The organism is Streptomyces sp. NBC_00287, from assembly GCF_036173105.1.
Classification (GTDB): Bacteria; Actinomycetota; Actinomycetes; order Streptomycetales; family Streptomycetaceae; genus Streptomyces.
This window is the reverse complement of record NZ_CP108053.1, coordinates 318,337-334,751: the sequence shown is the minus strand read 5'-3', so window position 1 is coordinate 334,751 and position 16,415 is coordinate 318,337. Positions and strand designations below refer to the sequence as shown.

The window sequence follows — 16,415 nt, the reverse complement described above, 5'->3', positions numbered from 1 at the left end:
GTCGTCGGGGCTGCTGCATGCCATGACGCCGTCACATCGGGGGAGTCGGAGGGACTGTCAGTGGTGGCTGGCAAGATCGGCATATGAGCGAACGTGTGGATGAGCTGCTGGTGCCCGGTAACGGATGGGCGGATCGGATCCGGGATCGGGTGACCGAGCTGCCGGCGGAGCTGACCGCTCTGGTGTTGCATCTTGGGCAGGCGGGCAGCTTCTGGGACTGGCATTACAAGGTTGACGCCGCCTGGAAGCGGCAGGCCAAGGCCCTGTTGAAGGCGAGCGGCGCACGGGAGCTGGTGGCGGAGGGGATACGGGCCTTGGCGGCCGACGGCTCCCTGCACGACTGCACCGACCCGAACGTCACCTGGGAGGAACTCTGGGCGAAGTCGGACCGGACACCCACCACCGACCTGGCCTACGGGTTCGCCCTGGCCGCCGGTTACCTGGCCCGCGGCGCCGGGCCGTCCGAACTCGAGGACCTGATCGACGACTTGGTGACGGTAGCGCGCAAGAACGCCTTCGTCCTCGACGGCTACTACAAGCGGGACGATGAGCTGTCCGGCGCCGTCTTCACCGCGCTCGCCGACCTGTCGGCCATGGAAGCGCTGTGGACCCTGCACCGCGAGGTCCAACCCGGCGCCCACTCCCACCGGCACCTGGCGAAGATGGTCAAAAAGACCGCCACCCGCCTCGGTGTTCCGCCCCACCAGTTGGAGGAGCGGACGGTGCACACGCACGGTGTCGGCGCGGACGGGACCGTGCGACTGGGCTGGATCGGCCGCGGCGCGGTCTGGCTCAACATTCCCTACGAGGCCGTCATCACCGTCTCCGAGACGGGCCGGGTCAGCGTGGACTGGATCGACGTCGACGAAGGCGGCACCACCACCCGTACCGACCCGCCCTTCCGCTCGCCCGCCGGATTCAAGACCAAGTATCTGCCCCACAATGTCGACGCGACGCGGCTGCTGGCCCGCACGATCGAGGACACGCTCTTCGCCGAGCGCCGCCGCCTGCGCGCGCTGCTGCACGAGAACCGCGTATGGCCGCATGCCGAGTGGGCCCGCTATTACCGCGATCACCCCCTCACCGGCGTCTTCGCCCGGGCCCTTGTCTGGGAGTACGAGACGGGCGAGGGCACCTGGACGGCGGGCCTTCCCCACCAGACGGGCTGCCTGGCTCTCGACGGCGGCACGCTCGACATCGCGGCCACCACGCGCGTACGGCTGTGGCACCCCGAGCGGGCAACACCCGCCGAGATCACGGCCGTTCGCACCTTCCTGACCGAACGCGGAATCCAACAGCCGTACGACCAGCTCAAGGAAGGAGCCTAGCGGTGGCAACGCTTCCAGAGATCACAGCCCTGTTGGGCGAACCCCGGTTCAACTGGTCGGATCCGGCTCCGTGGACCGACCTGGAGCGGGAACTCGGTATCGAATTCCCTGCGGACTTCCGTGAGATCGTGGACGCCTACGGTTCGATCGAGGTCAACAGGCAGTTGTATCTGAAGCATCCCGCCAGTCATCTTCTGCACAGCCTGGGAAAGGACATCAGGGGGGATCTCGAACTCTGGCGCGATGAGGACATGGCCGAGTTCCTGCCGAGTCCGGTGGGGGCGCAACCCGGTGAGTTGATACCGGTGGCATCGGCCACGACAGGGGAAGCCGTTTTCCTTCGCATCCCTGACGAGCCCTCGTCGCCCTGGCGAGTCGTGGTTCAGGAGTTCGACAGTCCGGCCTGGACTCTGTACGAGATGACGTTCAGCGACTGGTTTCTGGACTATCTCAAAGGTAGGGACGTGACCCTGTGTTCTCGCAACTTCGCGCCCGACCGCCCGTTTTACGAATTCCTGCCGTGAAATGCACTCGGGCCGGTCAGTCCCCGTCCCGCTCCGGCAGGGGCGAGTAGCCGGTGGCCCCCGGCGTGCGGCCCTCCGGAGGGTAGTCGCAGTCGATGCTGGAGATCTCGTAGTCGTCGCCCTCGCTCTGCTCCTGATCGACGACCACCGCCGCGGTGCAGACACGGCCGTGCTCGTCGGTGAACGTGACGATCTCGCTGTAGTCCGTCGGCTGGCTGCACCCCGTCAGCAGCAACGCCGCCGCCCCGGCGGCCACCGCCACGCCGAGCCCCCATCGCGGTTTCATCCCTGGCCCCTCCCCGTCTTCGCGCAGCCCAACTCGGTTGCCTTTCCACAACGTAGCCGCAGCCGTGGTCTTGGGCGATTGTGGGGTGACCGGTCAACTTCTTTGTGTCATCTGCCTGTACGGCCGCCAGCCGGCGGCGGAGCAGACTCTCTGCCACGACCGAAGAAGGGAGCGGCACGTGAGCGTGCAGCAGTACGACGAGATCGGTGAGGCCTTCGAGGGGTTCAAGTCCCTGCCGCTGATGCGTTACGGGGAGGTGCCGAGCTTCCTGGGCATGGTCGGGGATGTGAGCGGCAAGTCTGTTCTCGACCTGGCCTGCGGTACCGGCTTCTACAGCAGGGAGTTCAAGCGGCGCGGCGCCACGGATGTCTTCGGTGTCGACATCTCCGTGGAGATGATCGCTGCCGCGCGGGAGATCGAGCAGCGTGACCCGCTGGGCGTGGGCTATGAGGTCGGTGACGTGATCGAACTGCGGCCTCTCGACCGGCGCTTCGACATCGCGCTGGGAGTGCAGTGCCTCAACTACGCCGAGGACATCGCGGCGATGGAGCGCATGTGCCGCAACATCCACCAAAGCCTGGTGCCCGGTGGCGAGTTCTTCGTGCTCGCCCAGAAGCCCGACTACCAATTCGACTGTGCGTCCCTGGACCGGTACGGATTCCACTGCGAGCCCATCGGTGAGGAGATCGAGACGGGTCCGCGGGTCCGGGTCACCGCCCTCCTCGATCCGCAGCCGATCAGCATCGTCAGCTCGGCCCCGCGCCGCGAGGTCTACGAGAAGTGTCTGCAGGCGGCCGGATTCAGCGCGGTCGAGTGGGTCCCGCTGCAGGTGTCCGAAGCCGGTATCCGTGAGTACGGCAAGGACTTCTGGGCCGACCTCTTCGCGAGCCCACCGCTGGAGATGCTGCGCTGCCGCGCCTGACCGCCCGGACTCCGCGTACGCCCCACCGGGGGATGCTCAGTCGACACAGAACTCGTTGCCCTCGATGTCCTGCATCGCGATGCAGGAATCGTTGCCGTCATACAGCAGTTGCACGCGTACCGCGCCGAGCGCGACCAGTCGTGCGCACTCGGCTTCGAGTGTGGCGAGGCGCTCCTCACCCCGGAGCCCGGTGCCGACTCGCACGTCAAGATGCAGCCGATTCTTGACGACCTTGCCTTCGGGAACGCGCTGAAAGAACAGCCGCGGGCCCACACCTGAGGGATCACTGCATGCGAACCATGCACCCTGATCCTCAGGAGGCCGCGAGCGGTCGAATTCATCCCAAGTGGCGAACCCCGCCGGTGGCGGCGATACGACGTACCCCAACACCTCGCACCAAAAGCGAGCGACGCGCTCAGGTTCCGCGCAGTCGAAGGTGACTTGGAACTGCTTGACCGAGGACATCGGCGCACCATAGCAGCGGATCGGCTCAGGCCGCGCTGGCGGACACCACCGACGACAGCAGGCCAGGAAACCGCTCTTCCAGCTCGTCCGCGCGGAGCGTGTTCATCTTCGTCGTGCCCACGTAGTACTGGCGGATCACCCCTGCCTCCCGCAGCACGTTGAAGTGGTGGGTCAAGGTCGACGTGGACACCGGAGTGTCAAAGGTGCCGCAGCTCTTCTCGCCGTCGGCCTGGGCCAACTGGGACACGATCATCCGCCGCACCGGATCCACCAGCGCCTCCAGAACCTGCTGCAGCGAGACGTCCAACAGATCGGGATGCTCCACTGTCCGAGCGGCGGCGCGAGGGCGGGCCACGGTGACTCCTTGGGGTGACGCGACACGGCCAGACCATCGTACGACCGCCATCGAATCTCCCCCCCCCCGGGCGCGTGGCCAGGTGCATGGCTCGGCGCGCGCTCGGGGCGGAGTAGTGCCAGCGTGGCCATATGGAGCACCTGTCAGGGGGGCGGTCACGGAAGGTGAGCGAACGGCGATGGCACGGGCAATCTGGACTGGCGTGATCACATTCGGGCTGGTCAGCGTGCCCGTCGGCCTCTACACCGCGACCGCGGACCACACCGTCCACTTCCATCAGCTCCAGCGCGGCACCGCGGACCGGATCCGCAACCGGCGCGTCAATGAACGCACCGGCAAGGAAGTCGACACCGACGACATCGTCAAAGGTTTTGAGGTCGACGAGGGCGAGTACGTGATCGTCGAACCCGACGAGCTCGACGAGATCGCACCCGGCCGCTCCCGGACGCTCGACATCAGCGCCTTCGTCGACCTGCCCGAGATCGAGCCGGTCTACTTCGCCCGCACCTACTACCTCGCCCCACGCGGCGAGGAGTACCTGAAGATCTACGACCTACTGCGGGCAGCCCTCGCCAAGACCAACAAGGTGGGCATCGCCACCTTCGTCATGCGCAACAGGCAGTATCTGACCGCGCTTCGCGCGGAGGACAAGGTTCTCGTTCTGCAGACCCTGCACTGGGCCGACGAGGTCCGCGATCCGCGCCAGGAACTGCCCGAACTTCCTTCGGGCCGGGCGGGCCGGGGCAAGGAGATGGACGTCGCCCTTCAGCTCATCGACGCCCTCAGCAGTCCGTGGGACCCGAAGCAGTACCACGACACCTACGCCGACAAGGTCCGCGAGCTCGTCCGCGCGAAGGCTGAGGGCAAGGAAGTCGCCCTGGCCGAGGAGGCGCCGAAGGCGACCAATGTCATCGACCTGATGGAAGCCCTTGAGGGCAGTCTGGAGCGAGCGCGGGGCGCGGGAGGGGCTGGGGGGAAGAAGAAGACCGCCGGCCGCTCGAAGCAGGGCCGCGCCGAAAAAGCCGGCGGTAAGCGGGAGTTGGAGGGGCTGAGCAAGGCGGAGCTGTACGAGAGGGCCACTGAACAAGGAGTTTCTGGACGCTCCAAGATGAGCCGCGAGGAACTCATCGAGGCGCTCGCCAAGGCCGGGCGCCGGGGGAAGAAGCGCGCTTCCTAATGCTGTTGTCAAGCGGCTGTAGTCACTGGAGGTGTGACTTGGTAGCGCCGTCCGTCGCGGATCAGGGCCCACAGGACGTTGACGCGTCGGCGGGCCAGGGCGAGCACGGCTTGGACGTGCTTCTTCCCCTCAGCGCGTTTGCGGTCGTAGAACTTCCGCGAGTTCGGGTCGCATCGGACGCTGACCAGCGCGGAGGTATAGAAGACCCGCTGCAACCTGCGGTGGTAGGTGACCGGCCGGTGGAGGTTGCCGCTGACCTTGCCCGAGTCGCGTGGTGCGGGGGCGACGCCGGCGAAGGCCGCCAGGGCGTCCGGGGAGTCGAACTCGTCCAGGCCGCCGCCGACGGCAGCCAGGAACTCGGCGCCCAGCACGGGGCCGATGCCCGGGACGCTCAGGACGATGTCGGCGAGCTCGTGCTCGCGAAACCGGCCCTCAATGAGCTTGTCCATCTCGGAGATCTGCTCGTTGAGGGCCATCACCTCCTCGGCCAGGGTGTGGACCAGCTTCGCGATGGTCTTCTCCCCGGGGATCGCGGTGTGCTGGCGCTCGGCGGCCTCAACCACCGTCTCGGCCAGGCTTCTTGCGTTACGGACCTTGCGGTTGGCCAGCCACTTCGTCAGCCGGGCGACGCCGGTTCGGCGGATCGCGGCCGGGGTCTGGTAGCCGGTCAGCAGGCGGAGCGGGCCGGTGTTGGTGACGTCCAGGGCCCGTTCCAGGGCCGGGAACATGCTCATCAGAGTGGAACGCAGGCGGTTGACCGAGCGGGTGCGGTCCTCGACCAGGTCGGACCGGCGTCCGGTCAGCAGCTTCAGCTCGATGGCTGCTTCGTCGCCGGGGCGTATGGGCCGCAGATCGCGGCGCATTCTGGCCTGGTCTGCGATGACGTAGGCGTCGCGGGCGTCGGTCTTGCCCTCGCCTCGGTAGCCGTCCGAGGCCCGGTTGACCAGGCGGCCGGGAATGTAGAGGACCTCCTGGCCGTGATTGACCAGCAGGGCCAGGAACAGCGCGGGCTCGCCGCCGGTCATGTCGATGGCCCAGGTGACCTCACGGCCGTCGGCCAGGTCCAGGACGTCGCCGATCAGCTTCAGCAGCTCGGGCTCGTCGTTGGCGACCCGCCGCGACAGCAGCGTCTTGCCCTCCGTGTCCAGCGCGAGCCCGTGATGGTGGCCCTTCCCGCTGTCGATCCCCGCCCATATCCGGCTCATCATGCTCCTGGCGTGCTCGTTCGTTCCGTTCGTACCACGGACGACCTCGCCGGCATTGCTCTACTCAGCGACATGTTCGCATTTCCTAATCGGCGGCCGAGTCGTCGTGGGGTGCCGGGCGGCGAAGCGTGCTCAGCCACGAGACGGCAGCCGCCTGATAGCCACACCCAGCACCCCTGGGTGACCCAACCCTACGAATGGCTCGATCAACCCGATCAAGAAGGTAGAGCCGCCTGACTAACGGTCATGCGTAATGCGCATGCTTCATGAGCTCTGCGGGGTAGAGTTGCCGCCGTGGGTATGAGCCTCGATGATCGAGTCCGGTCCGCGGTGGCCGCGCTCCTGCATGCCACCGGCGAGTCACAGACGGAGCTCGCGGCCGCTCTCGGAGTGAGTCAGGCGCAGGTGAGCCGTCGTCAGTCCGGCGCGGCCGTATGGAGTCTGGCCGACTGCGACTCGGTCGCCGCGCACTACGGCATCGATGTCCTGGAGCTCCTGGCCGGTCCCACCCGGGCCTCGGAGGCCCTGCCGGAGGGACGCCGCCGCGCACCCGGCCGCCACGTCGGCACGGCACGCGCCGCCGCCGTACCGGACGGGGGAGCCCGGTGACGAACTTCGACGCGATCGACGCCCTGCTGGCGGAGGCCAAGAAGGAGGTCCCGCTGCCACCTGCCGAGGAGCGGCGTGCCCTGCGTGAAGGACTGAACGTCTCGCGGCCCCAGCTCGCGCAGGTCCTGGACGTCAGCCCGTCGACGGTCGCGGGCTGGGAGTCCGGACGGGACCCGAGCGGTGAAGTGCGGGAGAAGTACGCCTATTTCCTCAGCGGCGCCCGGGAAAAGCTGGCTGCGGCTGCCGCCGAGGAAGTGCCGGCGGAGGAACCCGCGGACGCTCACCAGGAGCCCGGCCACGACGACGTCGTAACCCTGGCCGCGCCCGAACCTTGTGTGCTGTGCGGAGAGCCCGCCCGCCACCAGGTCGCCGGCTTCCCGCAGCACCTGGACCCCGCCGAGTGCGGCACCGCCGAGTCCGCGCGGGCTGCGGAGCCGGAACCGCAGACGGCGCCCGCACCGCAGCCTGAGCCCCGTCGGCCGGCACCCGCCGACAGGCCGGACAGCCCCCCCGCACACGGGGTCAAGGTCGTGCCGGTCGGCCGTCGGCTGAAGGCCGCCGATGACCTGGACCTGATCGGCTCGGCCGTCGCCGCAGCGCTCGCCGAGCACTCGGGCGACGTGGAGGCGGCGACCAAGGCGCTGGTGAAGCGGGCGATCCCGGACGCGATGGCATTGCTTGATCACAGTCGCAAGGGCGGCCGCTACGACGTGGTCGCGCACCCCTGGCTGCCCGACATCCTGCGCAAGCAGACCGCCCGCGGCGCCGACGAGATCTGGGAGGCCCGACCCAAGTGGGCCCGGCCCGAACTGCCGCCGGGCGAGCACGAGGTGACCGCGCTCGACCTCAACGGCGCCTACCTGTCCGCACTCAAGACGCATCTGCCGCTCGGCCAGCTGGAGCACTCCACCGGCGACCACCACGACCGCCGCCGCGCCGGCGTCCACCTGATCACCCCTCCCGACTGGGACCACGACGCCTACCTGCCCAACCCGATCGGCAGCCGGGACGAGCCCGGCCCCCTGTGGGTGACCGAGCCGACCCTGCGCCTGCTGCTGCGTCTCGCCGGCTCGAAATACGCGCTGTGCGACCCGCCGGAGATCCACGAGTCGTGGACCTCCGGGGCCACCGAGGGCCTGTTGGAGAAGTTCCGTGTCGCCCTGAAGGACGCCCGGGACCGGGCGATCGCCGAGGGCGACGACGTGACGCTGGAGTACGTGAAGGCGATGTACTCGAAGTTCGTCTCCACGCTGGGGGAGTCCAACTACAACCGCGAGTTGTACCGCACCGACTGGATGCATCTCATCCGCTCCCAGGCCTTTGCGAACCTGTGGTGGAAAGCGCACCGGGCCTACGACGAGGGTCTGATGGTCGTCCGTGCGATGGGTACCGACGAACTGCACGTCGTCGGCGACTGGCGCGCGGTGTTCCCCGAGGGCCGCGGGGTCACGGAAGTGAAGGTCAAGGACGTGTACACCGTCGGGGCGGAGACCACCGACTGAGGCCCCGGCCGGGCGCATGCCGCCCGGCTCTCAGGCACTCAAAGCCATTAGCATTGGCGTGCCTTGGAAGTGGAAACACCTGAGGGCCCGCCCGTGAGCCGCAGAGCGAGGAGACGCAGATGCCGGAGAGGAACATCGAGTTCGGCAAATACGGCGCTCGCGGTCTGAAAGGGCACGAGGCCGTGGCCCGTCAACTCAACGCGCTGGCCGGTTTCATCGCCACCCCGATCACGACCCGGCGCGGCCTGCTCGCGCGTCTGCACTACCTCACCCGCACCGACCACGCCCGCCAGGCGGCCCGCGACGCCGGCCTCACCGTCACCGACCGCACCCTGAAGGCGTGGCTGGACGGAAAGCGCAGCCCGGCGAAGAAGAACTTGCAGACGATCGAGACCGCGTACCGCACGGTGCGCCGCCACAACGTCTCCCGGTATCTGGTGGCCCGCCTCAACCGCGCGGGCCGGGGCACCCGCGTCGAGTTCCACCCGCTGAATCAGTCCCAGGTCGACCGGCCGCGCCAGCGCGTGGTGTCCTTCCGCACGCTCAACGTCCGCAACTGGGACCGGATCGTCGAGGCGTGGGCCGCCGACGACGAGCAGGCCCTGGACGAGGCGTGGATCAGCGACGCCACGGTGGACCTCGGCTCCGAGTGGGGCCAGTACGAGTACGTCACCAACATCGGGTTCGCCGCGTAGCTGCCTGGGGGACGGCAGGGGAGCTGCCATTCGGTCCCGTTGTCAGTGGCGTGGGCAAGAATGCGGCGCAGCATGATCAACACCCGGCCCGGATGTGGCAAGCGGTGTCCATTCCTCCGTCCGGAAAGGCCGTGCCCATGCCGCCCACCCACCCTCGCCCGCGTCGGTCCGTGACCCCGCTCGCCGCCCCCGCGGCCGACGTGCTGCGCATCGTCTCCGATCCCCACACCGCCGTGTTCGTCACCGCTCTCCCGGGCGGACGACTCCGCTACGGCTACTGGCGGCCGGCCGCATCCACCGGCGGCTGCTACGTCGCGCTGCCGACGGACGTGTGCGAGGAACTGCGCTCGACGGGGCGTATCACGCTGGGCACACCAGTCGTCGATCCGGGGAAGACGACGTACCGGGTCAGCGTCGCGTGCACTGTGCCCCGGACCGACAGAGCCAGGGCCGCATGAAGGGCTGAGGGGCGGCACCCTGCCGGGTGTGCGCCGGCTGCAGGCGGCCGTGTACAGCCGCGAACCCTGGTAAGGCGTCGGCGGGAGATCCTGCTTTGAGCGGGCGCCATGGGGTTACTCGGCGCGGTATGGCGAAGCTGCATCTTCCAGGTCGTATGGAACACCACGGCTCTGATCAGGGCCCGGCCCATGGAGGGGTGTCGCCCGAGGAAGCGGGCCCGGACCGGCAGGTCGAGGAGGCGGCGCCCGAGTCGCCGACGAAGCTGCCGAGGCGGGCCTGGGGCGCGGTGCTCAAGGGCAGCGTGAAGGAGTTCAAGGACGACGAGCTGGCCGACCGGGCCGCGGCGCTGACCTACTACGGCGTGCTGTCCCTGTTCCCGGCGCTGCTGGTGCTCGTGTCCCTGCTGGGCATCGTCGGCAAGTCGGCGACGGACAGGGTGCTGGAGAATCTGCAGGACCTCACCCCCGGCTCCGCGCGGGACATCATCACCCGCGCTGTGGAGCAGCTGCAGAACAACAGCGGCACCGGATCGGTGATGGCCCTGGTCGGCATCGTGCTGGCGGTGTGGGCGGCCTCCGGCTATGTGGCGGCCTTCATCCGCGCCGCGAACGCCGTCTACGACATGCCGGAAGGCCGGCCGGTGTGGAAGATCCTGCCGGTGCGCGTGGCGGTCACTGTGGTGCTGATGGTGATCGCGGTGGCCTGCGCGCTGATCGTGGTCTTCACCGGCGGTCTGGCCAGTCAGGCCGGAGAGGCGCTCGGGATCGGGGACACGGCGCTGACGGTGTGGTCGATTGTGAAATGGCCAGTCCTGGTCGTGCTGGTCACGTTCATGATCGCCATCCTGTACTGGGCGACCCCGAACGCCAAGGTCAAGGGATTCCGGTGGGTCACTCCCGGCAGCCTCCTGGCCCTGGTGATCTGGCTGGTCGCCTCGGCCGGCTTCGCGTTCTACGTCGCCAACTTCGGCTCGTACAACAAGACTTACGGCACCATGGCCGGCGTCATCGTCTTCCTCGTCTGGCTGTGGATCAGCAATCTCGCGATTCTGCTGGGCTTGGAGTTCGACGCCGAGACCGTGCGCCAGCGTGCCATCGCGGGCGGGCATCCGCCCGACGCCGAGCCCTACACGCAGCCGCGGGACACGAGGAAGTGGGACGAGGAGGACGTGCGCCGCCTGGACGAAGGCTGACCCCGCGGCCGCACCCGTATGAGCAACCAGTGGTTGCGCATGTGGTCGAGCTGTTCTACCGTTATGTGCAACCAAAGGTTGCGAATAGCTGGGAGAGTGGCATGGAGTACGGCAGCATCGAGCGGGAGATCCATATCGCCGCCACGCCCGAGGTGGTGTACGAGGTCGTCAGTCGGCCCGAACATCTGCGGGAGTGGTGGCCGGACGAAGCGGAACTCGCTCCGGTGCCTGGCGCCACCGGGGCCATCACGTTCGGCGACAAGGCCACGCCGGAGGCGAAGGTCGTCCCTCTCACCGTGATCGATGCCGACCCTCCGCGCCGGTTCTCGTTCCGGTGGGTGTACGACGAGGGGCAGACCGCCGCGCCGGACAATTCCCTCCTGGTGACCTTCGAGCTGGTTCCGTCCGGTGCGGGCACCCTGCTGCGCTTCAGCGAGACGGGATTCCGGGAGAGGGGCTGGGAGGCGGCCGTACTCGAAGAGGCGTACCGCGAGCATGTCACCGGCTGGGACTACTTCCTGCCCCGGCTGGTCTCGTACGTCGCGCGGCTGGTGTCGACGCAGTGAACGTCACCGTCGACGACGAGCTCTGGTCGGCGGTGGGGGACCCCACCCGGCGGCGGATGCTCGACGTGCTGCTGGCCGACGGCGGCGGCACGGCGACCACGCTCAGCGGGCAGCTTCCGGTGACGCGACAGGCGGTCGCCAAACACCTCGGTGTGCTCCACCGGGTCGGGCTGGTGCACGTCACGCCGTCCGGACGCGAGCGCCGCTATGAGGTGGACGAGGCCCAACTTGCCCGCGCGGTTGCGCAGTTGTCTGCGGTCGGTGCGACCTGGGACGCCCGGTTGCAGCGCATCAAGCGGATCGCCGAAGCGATCCAGCGCGGCCAGGAGAGCTGATCCCGCACGAAGACGCCGCCACAGCCATGGCGGCACCCATGAACCGCGCCCGAAAACGGGTGCCAGACCTGAGAAAGAGGCAACGCGATGGTGGACATTCTGCACAGGATCGGCGTCGTATCGTCTCCCGACGATGTCTACGCCGCCCTGACGACCATCGACGGACTGGCGGGCTGGTGGACACAGGACACGGAGGGCGACAGCGAGGTCGGGGGAGTGATCCGGTTCCGCTTCGAGCCCGGCGGGTTCGACATGAAGGTGCTGGAGGCGAAGCCGGCCGAGCGCGTGCTCTGGGAGGTCGTCGACGGACCTCAGGAGTGGATCGGTACACGGATCCGCTTCGAGCTGAAGCAGGAGGACGGCTTCACGATCGTGCTGTTCCGGCACGAAGGCTGGGAAGAGCCGGTGGAGTTCATGTACCACTGCAGCACCAAGTGGGCGACCTTCCTCATGAGCCTGAAGCAGCTGATCGAAACGGGCAAGGGCGAACCCGCACCGCAGGACGTCAAGATCAGCAACTGGCACTAGTAGGTCGTGTCTGAGTCCTGGTGCCCGGCCGGTCCGGCGCCCGCCATCATCGCGGGTGCCGGACCGTATCCGTTCAGGCTTCGAGGCGTTCGGTGTAGGCCGCGGTGGGCGGGGCCGGAACCGGGCTCGTCATGCCCGCCGACCAGAACCCTGAGGTGCCGGGTACGGGTGTCACGGCGTTGAGGTACGGCGCCGGCGCGGTGCCGCTGGGGCCGCGGACGATCGTCCAGCCGCTGCCCTCTCGGCGCAGATACGTACTGCGGCTCTGATCCTGGTAGTTCCAGCCGGAGATCCAGGCGGCGCGGCCCTGGGTGTCGCCCGCGATGCCGGACAGCGAACCGAGTGTGAAACCGGCCTCGACCCGCGTCCAGGCCGTGCCGTCCCAGTGGCACAAGGCCGGGTTGCCGGGGCGGCCGGGTGGCCCGCCGACGCCGGCCTCGGTACCCACCGCCCACACGTCGTCGGGACCGGCCGCGTGGAGGTCCGCGATGGTCAGGCGCAGGCCCGCAATCGGGGGCAGGACCGTCCACGTTCCGTCCCAGCGGGCCACGAGTCCGGACCAGCCACCGCCGTTCGACTGGTCCCCGCACGCCCAGACCTCACCGGGCGAGCGCAGGACGACCCGGTAGAGGTTCGAGCTGGCGACGGGCAGGGGATCCAGCCACTGCCAGCGTTGCCCGATGCCGTGCAGCAGCCGTACGGCGCCGCCCCGGCTGCCGCAGATCCACACCTGTCGGTCGCGGGTGACCGCCACTGAGTTCAGCCGAACGCCCGGCTCACCCCGGCCCGGAAACGCGGCCTCGCGCCAGGTGGTTCCGTTCCAACGCAGCAGCGGGCTGCCGCCTTCGACGGGGTCGACGGGGTCGCCCACACTCCATGCCGCGGTGGCGCAGACCCCGGCGACATCGCGTAACCGTACGTGGCGCAGATGCGTCAGGTCGGTCTTCGCCCAGTTGCTGCCGTTCCACAGCATGGCCAGCGCTCGTCCCCCGGTGGGCCCGCCCAGCTCCTCCTCACCGACGGCCCACGCCAGTTGAGGGCCCGCGGCTGCGATGCTGCGCAGTTGGGCGGGGGGAATGCTGCCGGGTGCGGGCACGGCCTGCCAGCCTTGTGCGCGGGGCGTCGGTGTGGCGGCCCCGGAGGGATCCGGGCCGAGCGCGACCCCTGCGAAGGTGCCGATCGCCCCTGCCACAAAGTGCCTTCGTCTCACTGGCGGGTCCTTCCAGGTGGATAGGGCGGGATGGGAGGGACCACCCTGAACCGGCACAACTCAAAGGTCTAGATACGCGCATGACAATCCCATCGCGGTCGGCCGAGGGACCTCGCGGGAGCGCGGTGCGCTAGCGTGGTGATCATGGGGGACTGGGATATCCGGCAGGCATCGGCGTCGGACGTGGAGGACGTGGCCGAGTTGCGTGCGGTGGTGCTGCGGGCGGATCTCGAACGCCTCGGGCGGTACGACGCCGTAAGGGTGCGGCAGCGGCTGCGGGACGGATTCGACCCGGCCCATACCTGGGTGATCGAGGTCGGTGGTGCGTTCGCGGGCTGCGTGGCGCTGCGGCCGGCGAAGGACGCGCACTGGCTGGAGCACTTCTACCTGGCCCCGCATCTGCAGGGGAGCGGAATCGGGTCGGGCGTGCTGCGCGAACTGCTCGAGCGGTGTGACCGCGGCGGCGTCCTCGTGCGGTTGAACGTGCTGCAGGGCAGTGCGGCCCAACGGCTGTACGAGCGGTACGGGTTCACGGTGGAGACCGAGGATTCGGTGGACGTGTTCATGGTGCGCAAGCCGTTGCCGGGGTGACCAGGGCGTCGGCACTGCCGGCGAACACCGGCAGCGGCGGTTCGTCCACGTACTCGTAGCTCTCCAGCACGGAGAAGTCGGCGCGCAGGGACACCTGCGCCCCCATGTACTCCCGATCTTCGGCGCCGCCGTCTTCGCCCTGGTGCTGTTGAGGCTGGCCCGCCGCGCTCCGGACTCATTCCGTCAGGACGCCGAGCAGCCCCGTTCCGGCGGCGTCAGATCCCACGCCGTGACGGTGTACGCGGCGGAGTCGACACCCGTGGCATCCATCCGTATCCGCCAAGGGCCGTCACCGAGAGGGTTGGGAGCTGCTGCTCAGTGACTGTGTATGAGTGTGTTCTGGCGTGCGTGTGGGCGCCTTGTCCGCGGAGATCGTGATGCCGCAGGGGAACGGAGGTTCGTCCGTCGAGTGCGTGACCTTGGCGGGTAGCGGTCGTTGGATGTGATGGAGTGGGCCTGGATCTGGACGGACGCGGCGGACCCGGCGCGGTCATCTACATCCCGCCGGGCCACTACGACCTGCTCACCCGGGTCGTCATCGACATCAGCTTCCTGCAGATCAAGGGCTCCGGCCACGGCTTCATGTCCAACGCGATCCGCGACGAGTCCTCCACCGGCTCCTGGATCGAGGTCCAGCCCGGTGCCAGCCACATCCGGGTCAAGAACACCGACGGGCACAACGAGGCGTTCCTGGTGCAGCGTTCGGGCGCGCCCGGCACGGTCGGCAGACTCAACGGCATCATCTTCCAGGACTTCTGCCTCGACGGAGTGTCGTCGTCCAAGCCGTACACGCCGGGCAACTCCAAGATCGGCATATCGGTACAGTCCGATAACGACGCCTTCCGCTTCGAGGGGATGGGCTTCGTCTACCTCGAACACGCCATGATCGTGCGGGGCGCGGACGCCGTCGGCTTCACCAACAACTTCATCGCAGAATGCGGCAGTTGCATCTCCCTCACGGGAGCCTCGCAGGTCGCCAAGATCACCAACAACTACCTCATCAGCTCTTGGGGCGGCTACTCGGTCTTCGCGGAGAACGCCGAGGGCAACCTGATCTCCGGCAACCACTTCCGCCGGGTGTACGGCGACGGCACCAGTACCCGCTTCGACGACCTGTACGGACTGGTCCACATCAACGGCGACGACAACGCCGTGACCGGCAACCAGTTCTCCTTCTCGGTACCGGCCGCGAACATCACCCCGTCGGGGGCGGACCCGACGGTCGTCCTGGTCGCGGGCGGCGCCCGGAACTACCTGGCCACCAACAACATCACCAGCAATCTCGGCGTCAAGGTCGTCCTGGACGCGTCCTCGACCGGCACGAAGGTCCTCTACAGCGCGCAGAGTTCGCAGCTGCGGGCGCATACCAGCGACTATGCGCTGGTAGCGACGCCTTGAGCGGAGAGTGACGCAGGGCAGTTCGGCCCCGGACTCCTCATCCGGGGCCGTTCGCGTGAGTCGGCTCCGCCCCTGACCGCCTACCCGCTCAAACGCGGGCGACGGCGACGAGATAGCGGAGGTCGACGTGCAGGTTGGCCTGGGACGCGGCCTGGAATTCGGTCTGGATCGTCTCGTTGCCGCCCACCCACCAAACGTAGTTGGCATCCGGCCGGCCGCGGAAACGCTCGTTGACGGTGATGCGGTTGCCGGGTTCGGTCGCCCCGTCCGAGCCGCCGCTGGCGGTGGAGTCCGACCACAGTTGCAGCCTGCGGTTGACCACGGAGTGCCACTGCGCGCCAGGAGCGTCCAGCAGTTCATCGACGATGATCGAGATCCAGCCCTGACTGTCCGCTCCACCGGCCGCGGTGGCGAAGTACCAGTCGTAGCGGTAGTCGACCGTGGTCCGGAACTCGAAGTCGCTGAAGTTCGCGAGGCGGAACGGCCCGCCCATTTCCGCGGTGCCGCCCGCGGCGCCGGTCGAGAAATAGATCCCCAGCCCGACATGCGCTTCACCGCTGTCCAGGTTCACCGTCGACGTGTGGCCGGGCGTCGCGGTGCCCCGCCGCCATGGCCACGGTCGCGCGAACAGCTGAAGGTCAGCCGCCTCCGTGTCGGACGGGGGTGCGTATTCCGGAGCGCGCTGCATCGTCGCGCGCACCCTGTCCTGCCACGCGGAGACAGCCTTCGTGTCCAACGAGTCGGCCCGCATCGATGCCGACGCCTCGATGAGCGCCGCGTTGAGGTGCGCGCGGTCGTCCCTCTTCTTCATCTCCCGCTCGAACTCTTCGGTCCGGGCGTCGGTCAGCGCCGCCAGCGAATCGCCGGGGATTTTCACCTCGTTGGGATATCCGGACGTGGCCCCGTCGTACATGGTCATGGAATTCCCCCCTGCTCGATCAGAAACCGCCCACGACGGCTTCTCCTCGCGGTCCCACGGTAGGGCGCCGGATGCGCCAGGGGGAGGGGCGTGCGCAGCTGTCGGCTCCGTCTCGCAAGCGGTGGTGACGGAGGGGACGGGGGGCGTCT

21 protein-coding genes are annotated in these 16,415 nt (G+C 68.4%); 14 read left to right on the top strand and 7 right to left on the bottom strand.

Annotated elements, in window-relative coordinates; genetic code table 11:
* Positions 1-83 precede the first annotated feature (83 nt).
* Both OHT76_RS01770 and OHT76_RS01765 read left to right on the top strand, forming a co-directional pair.
* The gene (locus tag OHT76_RS01770) at positions 84-1,328 is read left to right on the top strand and encodes a DUF4132 domain-containing protein (protein WP_328868906.1); all 1,245 of its coding nucleotides are present in this window, start codon (positions 84-86) and stop codon (positions 1,326-1,328) included.
* Between the two features lie 2 nt (positions 1,329-1,330).
* A complete protein-coding gene (locus OHT76_RS01765) occupies positions 1,331-1,852 on the top strand; it encodes an SMI1/KNR4 family protein (protein WP_328868905.1) in 522 nt (173 codons plus the stop codon).
* A gap of 16 nt (positions 1,853-1,868) precedes the next feature.
* On the opposite strand, the gene OHT76_RS01760 is transcribed toward OHT76_RS01765, so the two are convergent.
* The gene (locus OHT76_RS01760) at positions 1,869-2,138 is read right to left on the bottom strand and encodes a hypothetical protein (RefSeq protein ID WP_328868904.1); all 270 of its coding nucleotides are present in this window, start codon (positions 2,136-2,138) and stop codon (positions 1,869-1,871) included.
* A gap of 178 nt (positions 2,139-2,316) precedes the next feature.
* Between OHT76_RS01760 and OHT76_RS01755 the strand changes: the two genes are divergently transcribed.
* Positions 2,317-3,060, top strand: a complete 744-nt coding sequence (locus tag OHT76_RS01755) for a class I SAM-dependent methyltransferase (RefSeq protein ID WP_328868903.1) — start codon at positions 2,317-2,319, stop codon at positions 3,058-3,060.
* Positions 3,061-3,096: 36 nt separating this feature from the next.
* On the opposite strand, the gene OHT76_RS01750 is transcribed toward OHT76_RS01755, so the two are convergent.
* Both OHT76_RS01750 and OHT76_RS01745 read right to left on the bottom strand, forming a co-directional pair.
* On the bottom strand, positions 3,097-3,525 hold the full coding sequence (locus tag OHT76_RS01750; RefSeq protein WP_328868902.1) for a VOC family protein: 429 nt from the start codon (positions 3,523-3,525) through the stop codon (positions 3,097-3,099).
* 25 nt (positions 3,526-3,550) lie between these two features.
* Complete coding sequence (locus OHT76_RS01745; protein ID WP_328868901.1) at positions 3,551-3,880, bottom strand: ArsR/SmtB family transcription factor; 330 nt, start codon at positions 3,878-3,880, stop codon at positions 3,551-3,553.
* A 178-nt stretch (positions 3,881-4,058) separates the two neighbouring features.
* On the opposite strand from OHT76_RS01745, the gene ku reads away from it, so the two are divergent.
* A complete protein-coding gene (gene ku, locus OHT76_RS01740; RefSeq protein WP_328868900.1) occupies positions 4,059-5,057 on the top strand; it encodes a non-homologous end joining protein Ku in 999 nt (332 codons plus the stop codon).
* 8 nt (positions 5,058-5,065) lie between these two features.
* Here the strand turns inward: ku and OHT76_RS01735 are convergent, their stop codons facing one another.
* Positions 5,066-6,262, bottom strand: coding sequence for an IS110 family transposase (locus OHT76_RS01735; RefSeq protein WP_443049693.1), 1,197 nt, complete (start codon positions 6,260-6,262; stop codon positions 5,066-5,068).
* Positions 6,263-6,562: 300 nt separating this feature from the next.
* Here OHT76_RS01735 and OHT76_RS01730 point away from each other — a divergent pair, with 300 nt between their 5' ends.
* The 8 genes from OHT76_RS01730 (at position 6,563) to OHT76_RS01695 (ending at position 12,148) form a co-directional block, all read left to right on the top strand.
* Positions 6,563-6,871 carry a helix-turn-helix domain-containing protein gene (locus OHT76_RS01730; protein ID WP_328876431.1) on the top strand — a complete coding sequence of 103 codons (309 nt, stop codon included), beginning with the start codon at positions 6,563-6,565 and terminating at the stop codon, positions 6,869-6,871.
* Positions 6,868-8,373 carry a helix-turn-helix domain-containing protein gene (locus OHT76_RS01725; protein ID WP_328868898.1) on the top strand — a complete coding sequence of 502 codons (1,506 nt, stop codon included), beginning with the start codon at positions 6,868-6,870 and terminating at the stop codon, positions 8,371-8,373. The genes OHT76_RS01730 and OHT76_RS01725 overlap by 4 nt, the downstream gene beginning before the upstream one ends.
* 119 nt (positions 8,374-8,492) lie before the next feature.
* Positions 8,493-9,068, top strand: a complete 576-nt coding sequence (locus OHT76_RS01720) for a transcriptional regulator (RefSeq protein ID WP_328868897.1) — start codon at positions 8,493-8,495, stop codon at positions 9,066-9,068.
* Between the two features lie 170 nt (positions 9,069-9,238).
* Entirely contained in the window at positions 9,239-9,526 is a 288-nt protein-coding gene (locus OHT76_RS01715) for a hypothetical protein (RefSeq protein WP_328868896.1), read from the top strand.
* A gap of 128 nt (positions 9,527-9,654) precedes the next feature.
* Positions 9,655-10,719 carry a YihY/virulence factor BrkB family protein gene (locus OHT76_RS01710; protein ID WP_443049692.1) on the top strand — a complete coding sequence of 355 codons (1,065 nt, stop codon included), beginning with the start codon at positions 9,655-9,657 and terminating at the stop codon, positions 10,717-10,719.
* A 101-nt stretch (positions 10,720-10,820) separates the two neighbouring features.
* Positions 10,821-11,285 (top strand): SRPBCC family protein, encoded by a 465-nt coding sequence (locus OHT76_RS01705; protein ID WP_328868894.1) that lies wholly within the window; start codon positions 10,821-10,823, stop codon positions 11,283-11,285.
* Complete coding sequence (locus OHT76_RS01700) at positions 11,282-11,620, top strand: ArsR/SmtB family transcription factor (protein WP_328868893.1); 339 nt, start codon at positions 11,282-11,284, stop codon at positions 11,618-11,620. The genes OHT76_RS01705 and OHT76_RS01700 overlap by 4 nt, the downstream gene beginning before the upstream one ends.
* 87 nt (positions 11,621-11,707) lie before the next feature.
* The gene (locus OHT76_RS01695; protein ID WP_328868892.1) at positions 11,708-12,148 is read left to right on the top strand and encodes an SRPBCC family protein; all 441 of its coding nucleotides are present in this window, start codon (positions 11,708-11,710) and stop codon (positions 12,146-12,148) included.
* Between the two features lie 73 nt (positions 12,149-12,221).
* Here OHT76_RS01695 and OHT76_RS01690 read toward each other — a convergent pair whose 3' ends face one another.
* Complete coding sequence (locus OHT76_RS01690; RefSeq protein WP_328868891.1) at positions 12,222-13,358, bottom strand: hypothetical protein; 1,137 nt, start codon at positions 13,356-13,358, stop codon at positions 12,222-12,224.
* Positions 13,359-13,502: 144 nt separating this feature from the next.
* Here OHT76_RS01690 and OHT76_RS01685 point away from each other — a divergent pair, with 144 nt between their 5' ends.
* On the top strand, positions 13,503-13,949 hold the full coding sequence (locus OHT76_RS01685) for a GNAT family N-acetyltransferase (protein WP_328868890.1): 447 nt from the start codon (positions 13,503-13,505) through the stop codon (positions 13,947-13,949).
* On the opposite strand, the gene OHT76_RS01680 is transcribed toward OHT76_RS01685, so the two are convergent.
* Positions 13,921-14,055 (bottom strand): hypothetical protein, encoded by a 135-nt coding sequence (locus OHT76_RS01680; protein ID WP_328868889.1) that lies wholly within the window; start codon positions 14,053-14,055, stop codon positions 13,921-13,923. The two genes, OHT76_RS01685 and OHT76_RS01680, sit on opposite strands and share 29 nt — an antisense overlap.
* Positions 14,056-14,399: 344 nt before the next feature.
* On the opposite strand from OHT76_RS01680, the gene OHT76_RS01675 reads away from it, so the two are divergent.
* On the top strand, positions 14,400-15,347 hold the full coding sequence (locus tag OHT76_RS01675; RefSeq protein ID WP_328868888.1) for a NosD domain-containing protein: 948 nt from the start codon (positions 14,400-14,402) through the stop codon (positions 15,345-15,347).
* A gap of 88 nt (positions 15,348-15,435) precedes the next feature.
* Here the strand turns inward: OHT76_RS01675 and OHT76_RS01670 are convergent, their stop codons facing one another.
* Complete coding sequence (locus OHT76_RS01670) at positions 15,436-16,266, bottom strand: hypothetical protein (protein ID WP_328868887.1); 831 nt, start codon at positions 16,264-16,266, stop codon at positions 15,436-15,438.
* Positions 16,267-16,415: the final 149 nt, after the last annotated feature.

Bases quoted from the DNA above. Each gene is read 5' to 3' on its own strand.
- OHT76_RS01770 (WP_328868906.1), top strand. From the start codon at position 84: ATGAGCGAACGTGTGGATGAGCTGCTGGTGCCCGGTAACGGATGGGCG.
- OHT76_RS01760 (WP_328868904.1), bottom strand. From the start codon at position 2,138: ATGAAACCGCGATGGGGGCTCGGCGTGGCGGTGGCCGCCGGGGCGGCG.
- OHT76_RS01750 (WP_328868902.1), bottom strand. From the start codon at position 3,525: ATGTCCTCGGTCAAGCAGTTCCAAGTCACCTTCGACTGCGCGGAACCT.
- ku (WP_328868900.1), top strand. From the start codon at position 4,059: ATGGCACGGGCAATCTGGACTGGCGTGATCACATTCGGGCTGGTCAGC.
- OHT76_RS01735 (WP_443049693.1), bottom strand. From the start codon at position 6,262: ATGAGCCGGATATGGGCGGGGATCGACAGCGGGAAGGGCCACCATCAC.
- OHT76_RS01730 (WP_328876431.1), top strand. From the start codon at position 6,563: ATGAGCCTCGATGATCGAGTCCGGTCCGCGGTGGCCGCGCTCCTGCAT.
- OHT76_RS01720 (WP_328868897.1), top strand. From the start codon at position 8,493: ATGCCGGAGAGGAACATCGAGTTCGGCAAATACGGCGCTCGCGGTCTG.
- OHT76_RS01710 (WP_443049692.1), top strand. From the start codon at position 9,655: ATGGCGAAGCTGCATCTTCCAGGTCGTATGGAACACCACGGCTCTGAT.
- OHT76_RS01705 (WP_328868894.1), top strand. From the start codon at position 10,821: ATGGAGTACGGCAGCATCGAGCGGGAGATCCATATCGCCGCCACGCCC.
- OHT76_RS01695 (WP_328868892.1), top strand. From the start codon at position 11,708: ATGGTGGACATTCTGCACAGGATCGGCGTCGTATCGTCTCCCGACGAT.
- OHT76_RS01685 (WP_328868890.1), top strand. From the start codon at position 13,503: ATGGGGGACTGGGATATCCGGCAGGCATCGGCGTCGGACGTGGAGGAC.
- OHT76_RS01680 (WP_328868889.1), bottom strand. From the start codon at position 14,055: ATGGGGGCGCAGGTGTCCCTGCGCGCCGACTTCTCCGTGCTGGAGAGC.
- OHT76_RS01670 (WP_328868887.1), bottom strand. From the start codon at position 16,266: ATGACCATGTACGACGGGGCCACGTCCGGATATCCCAACGAGGTGAAA.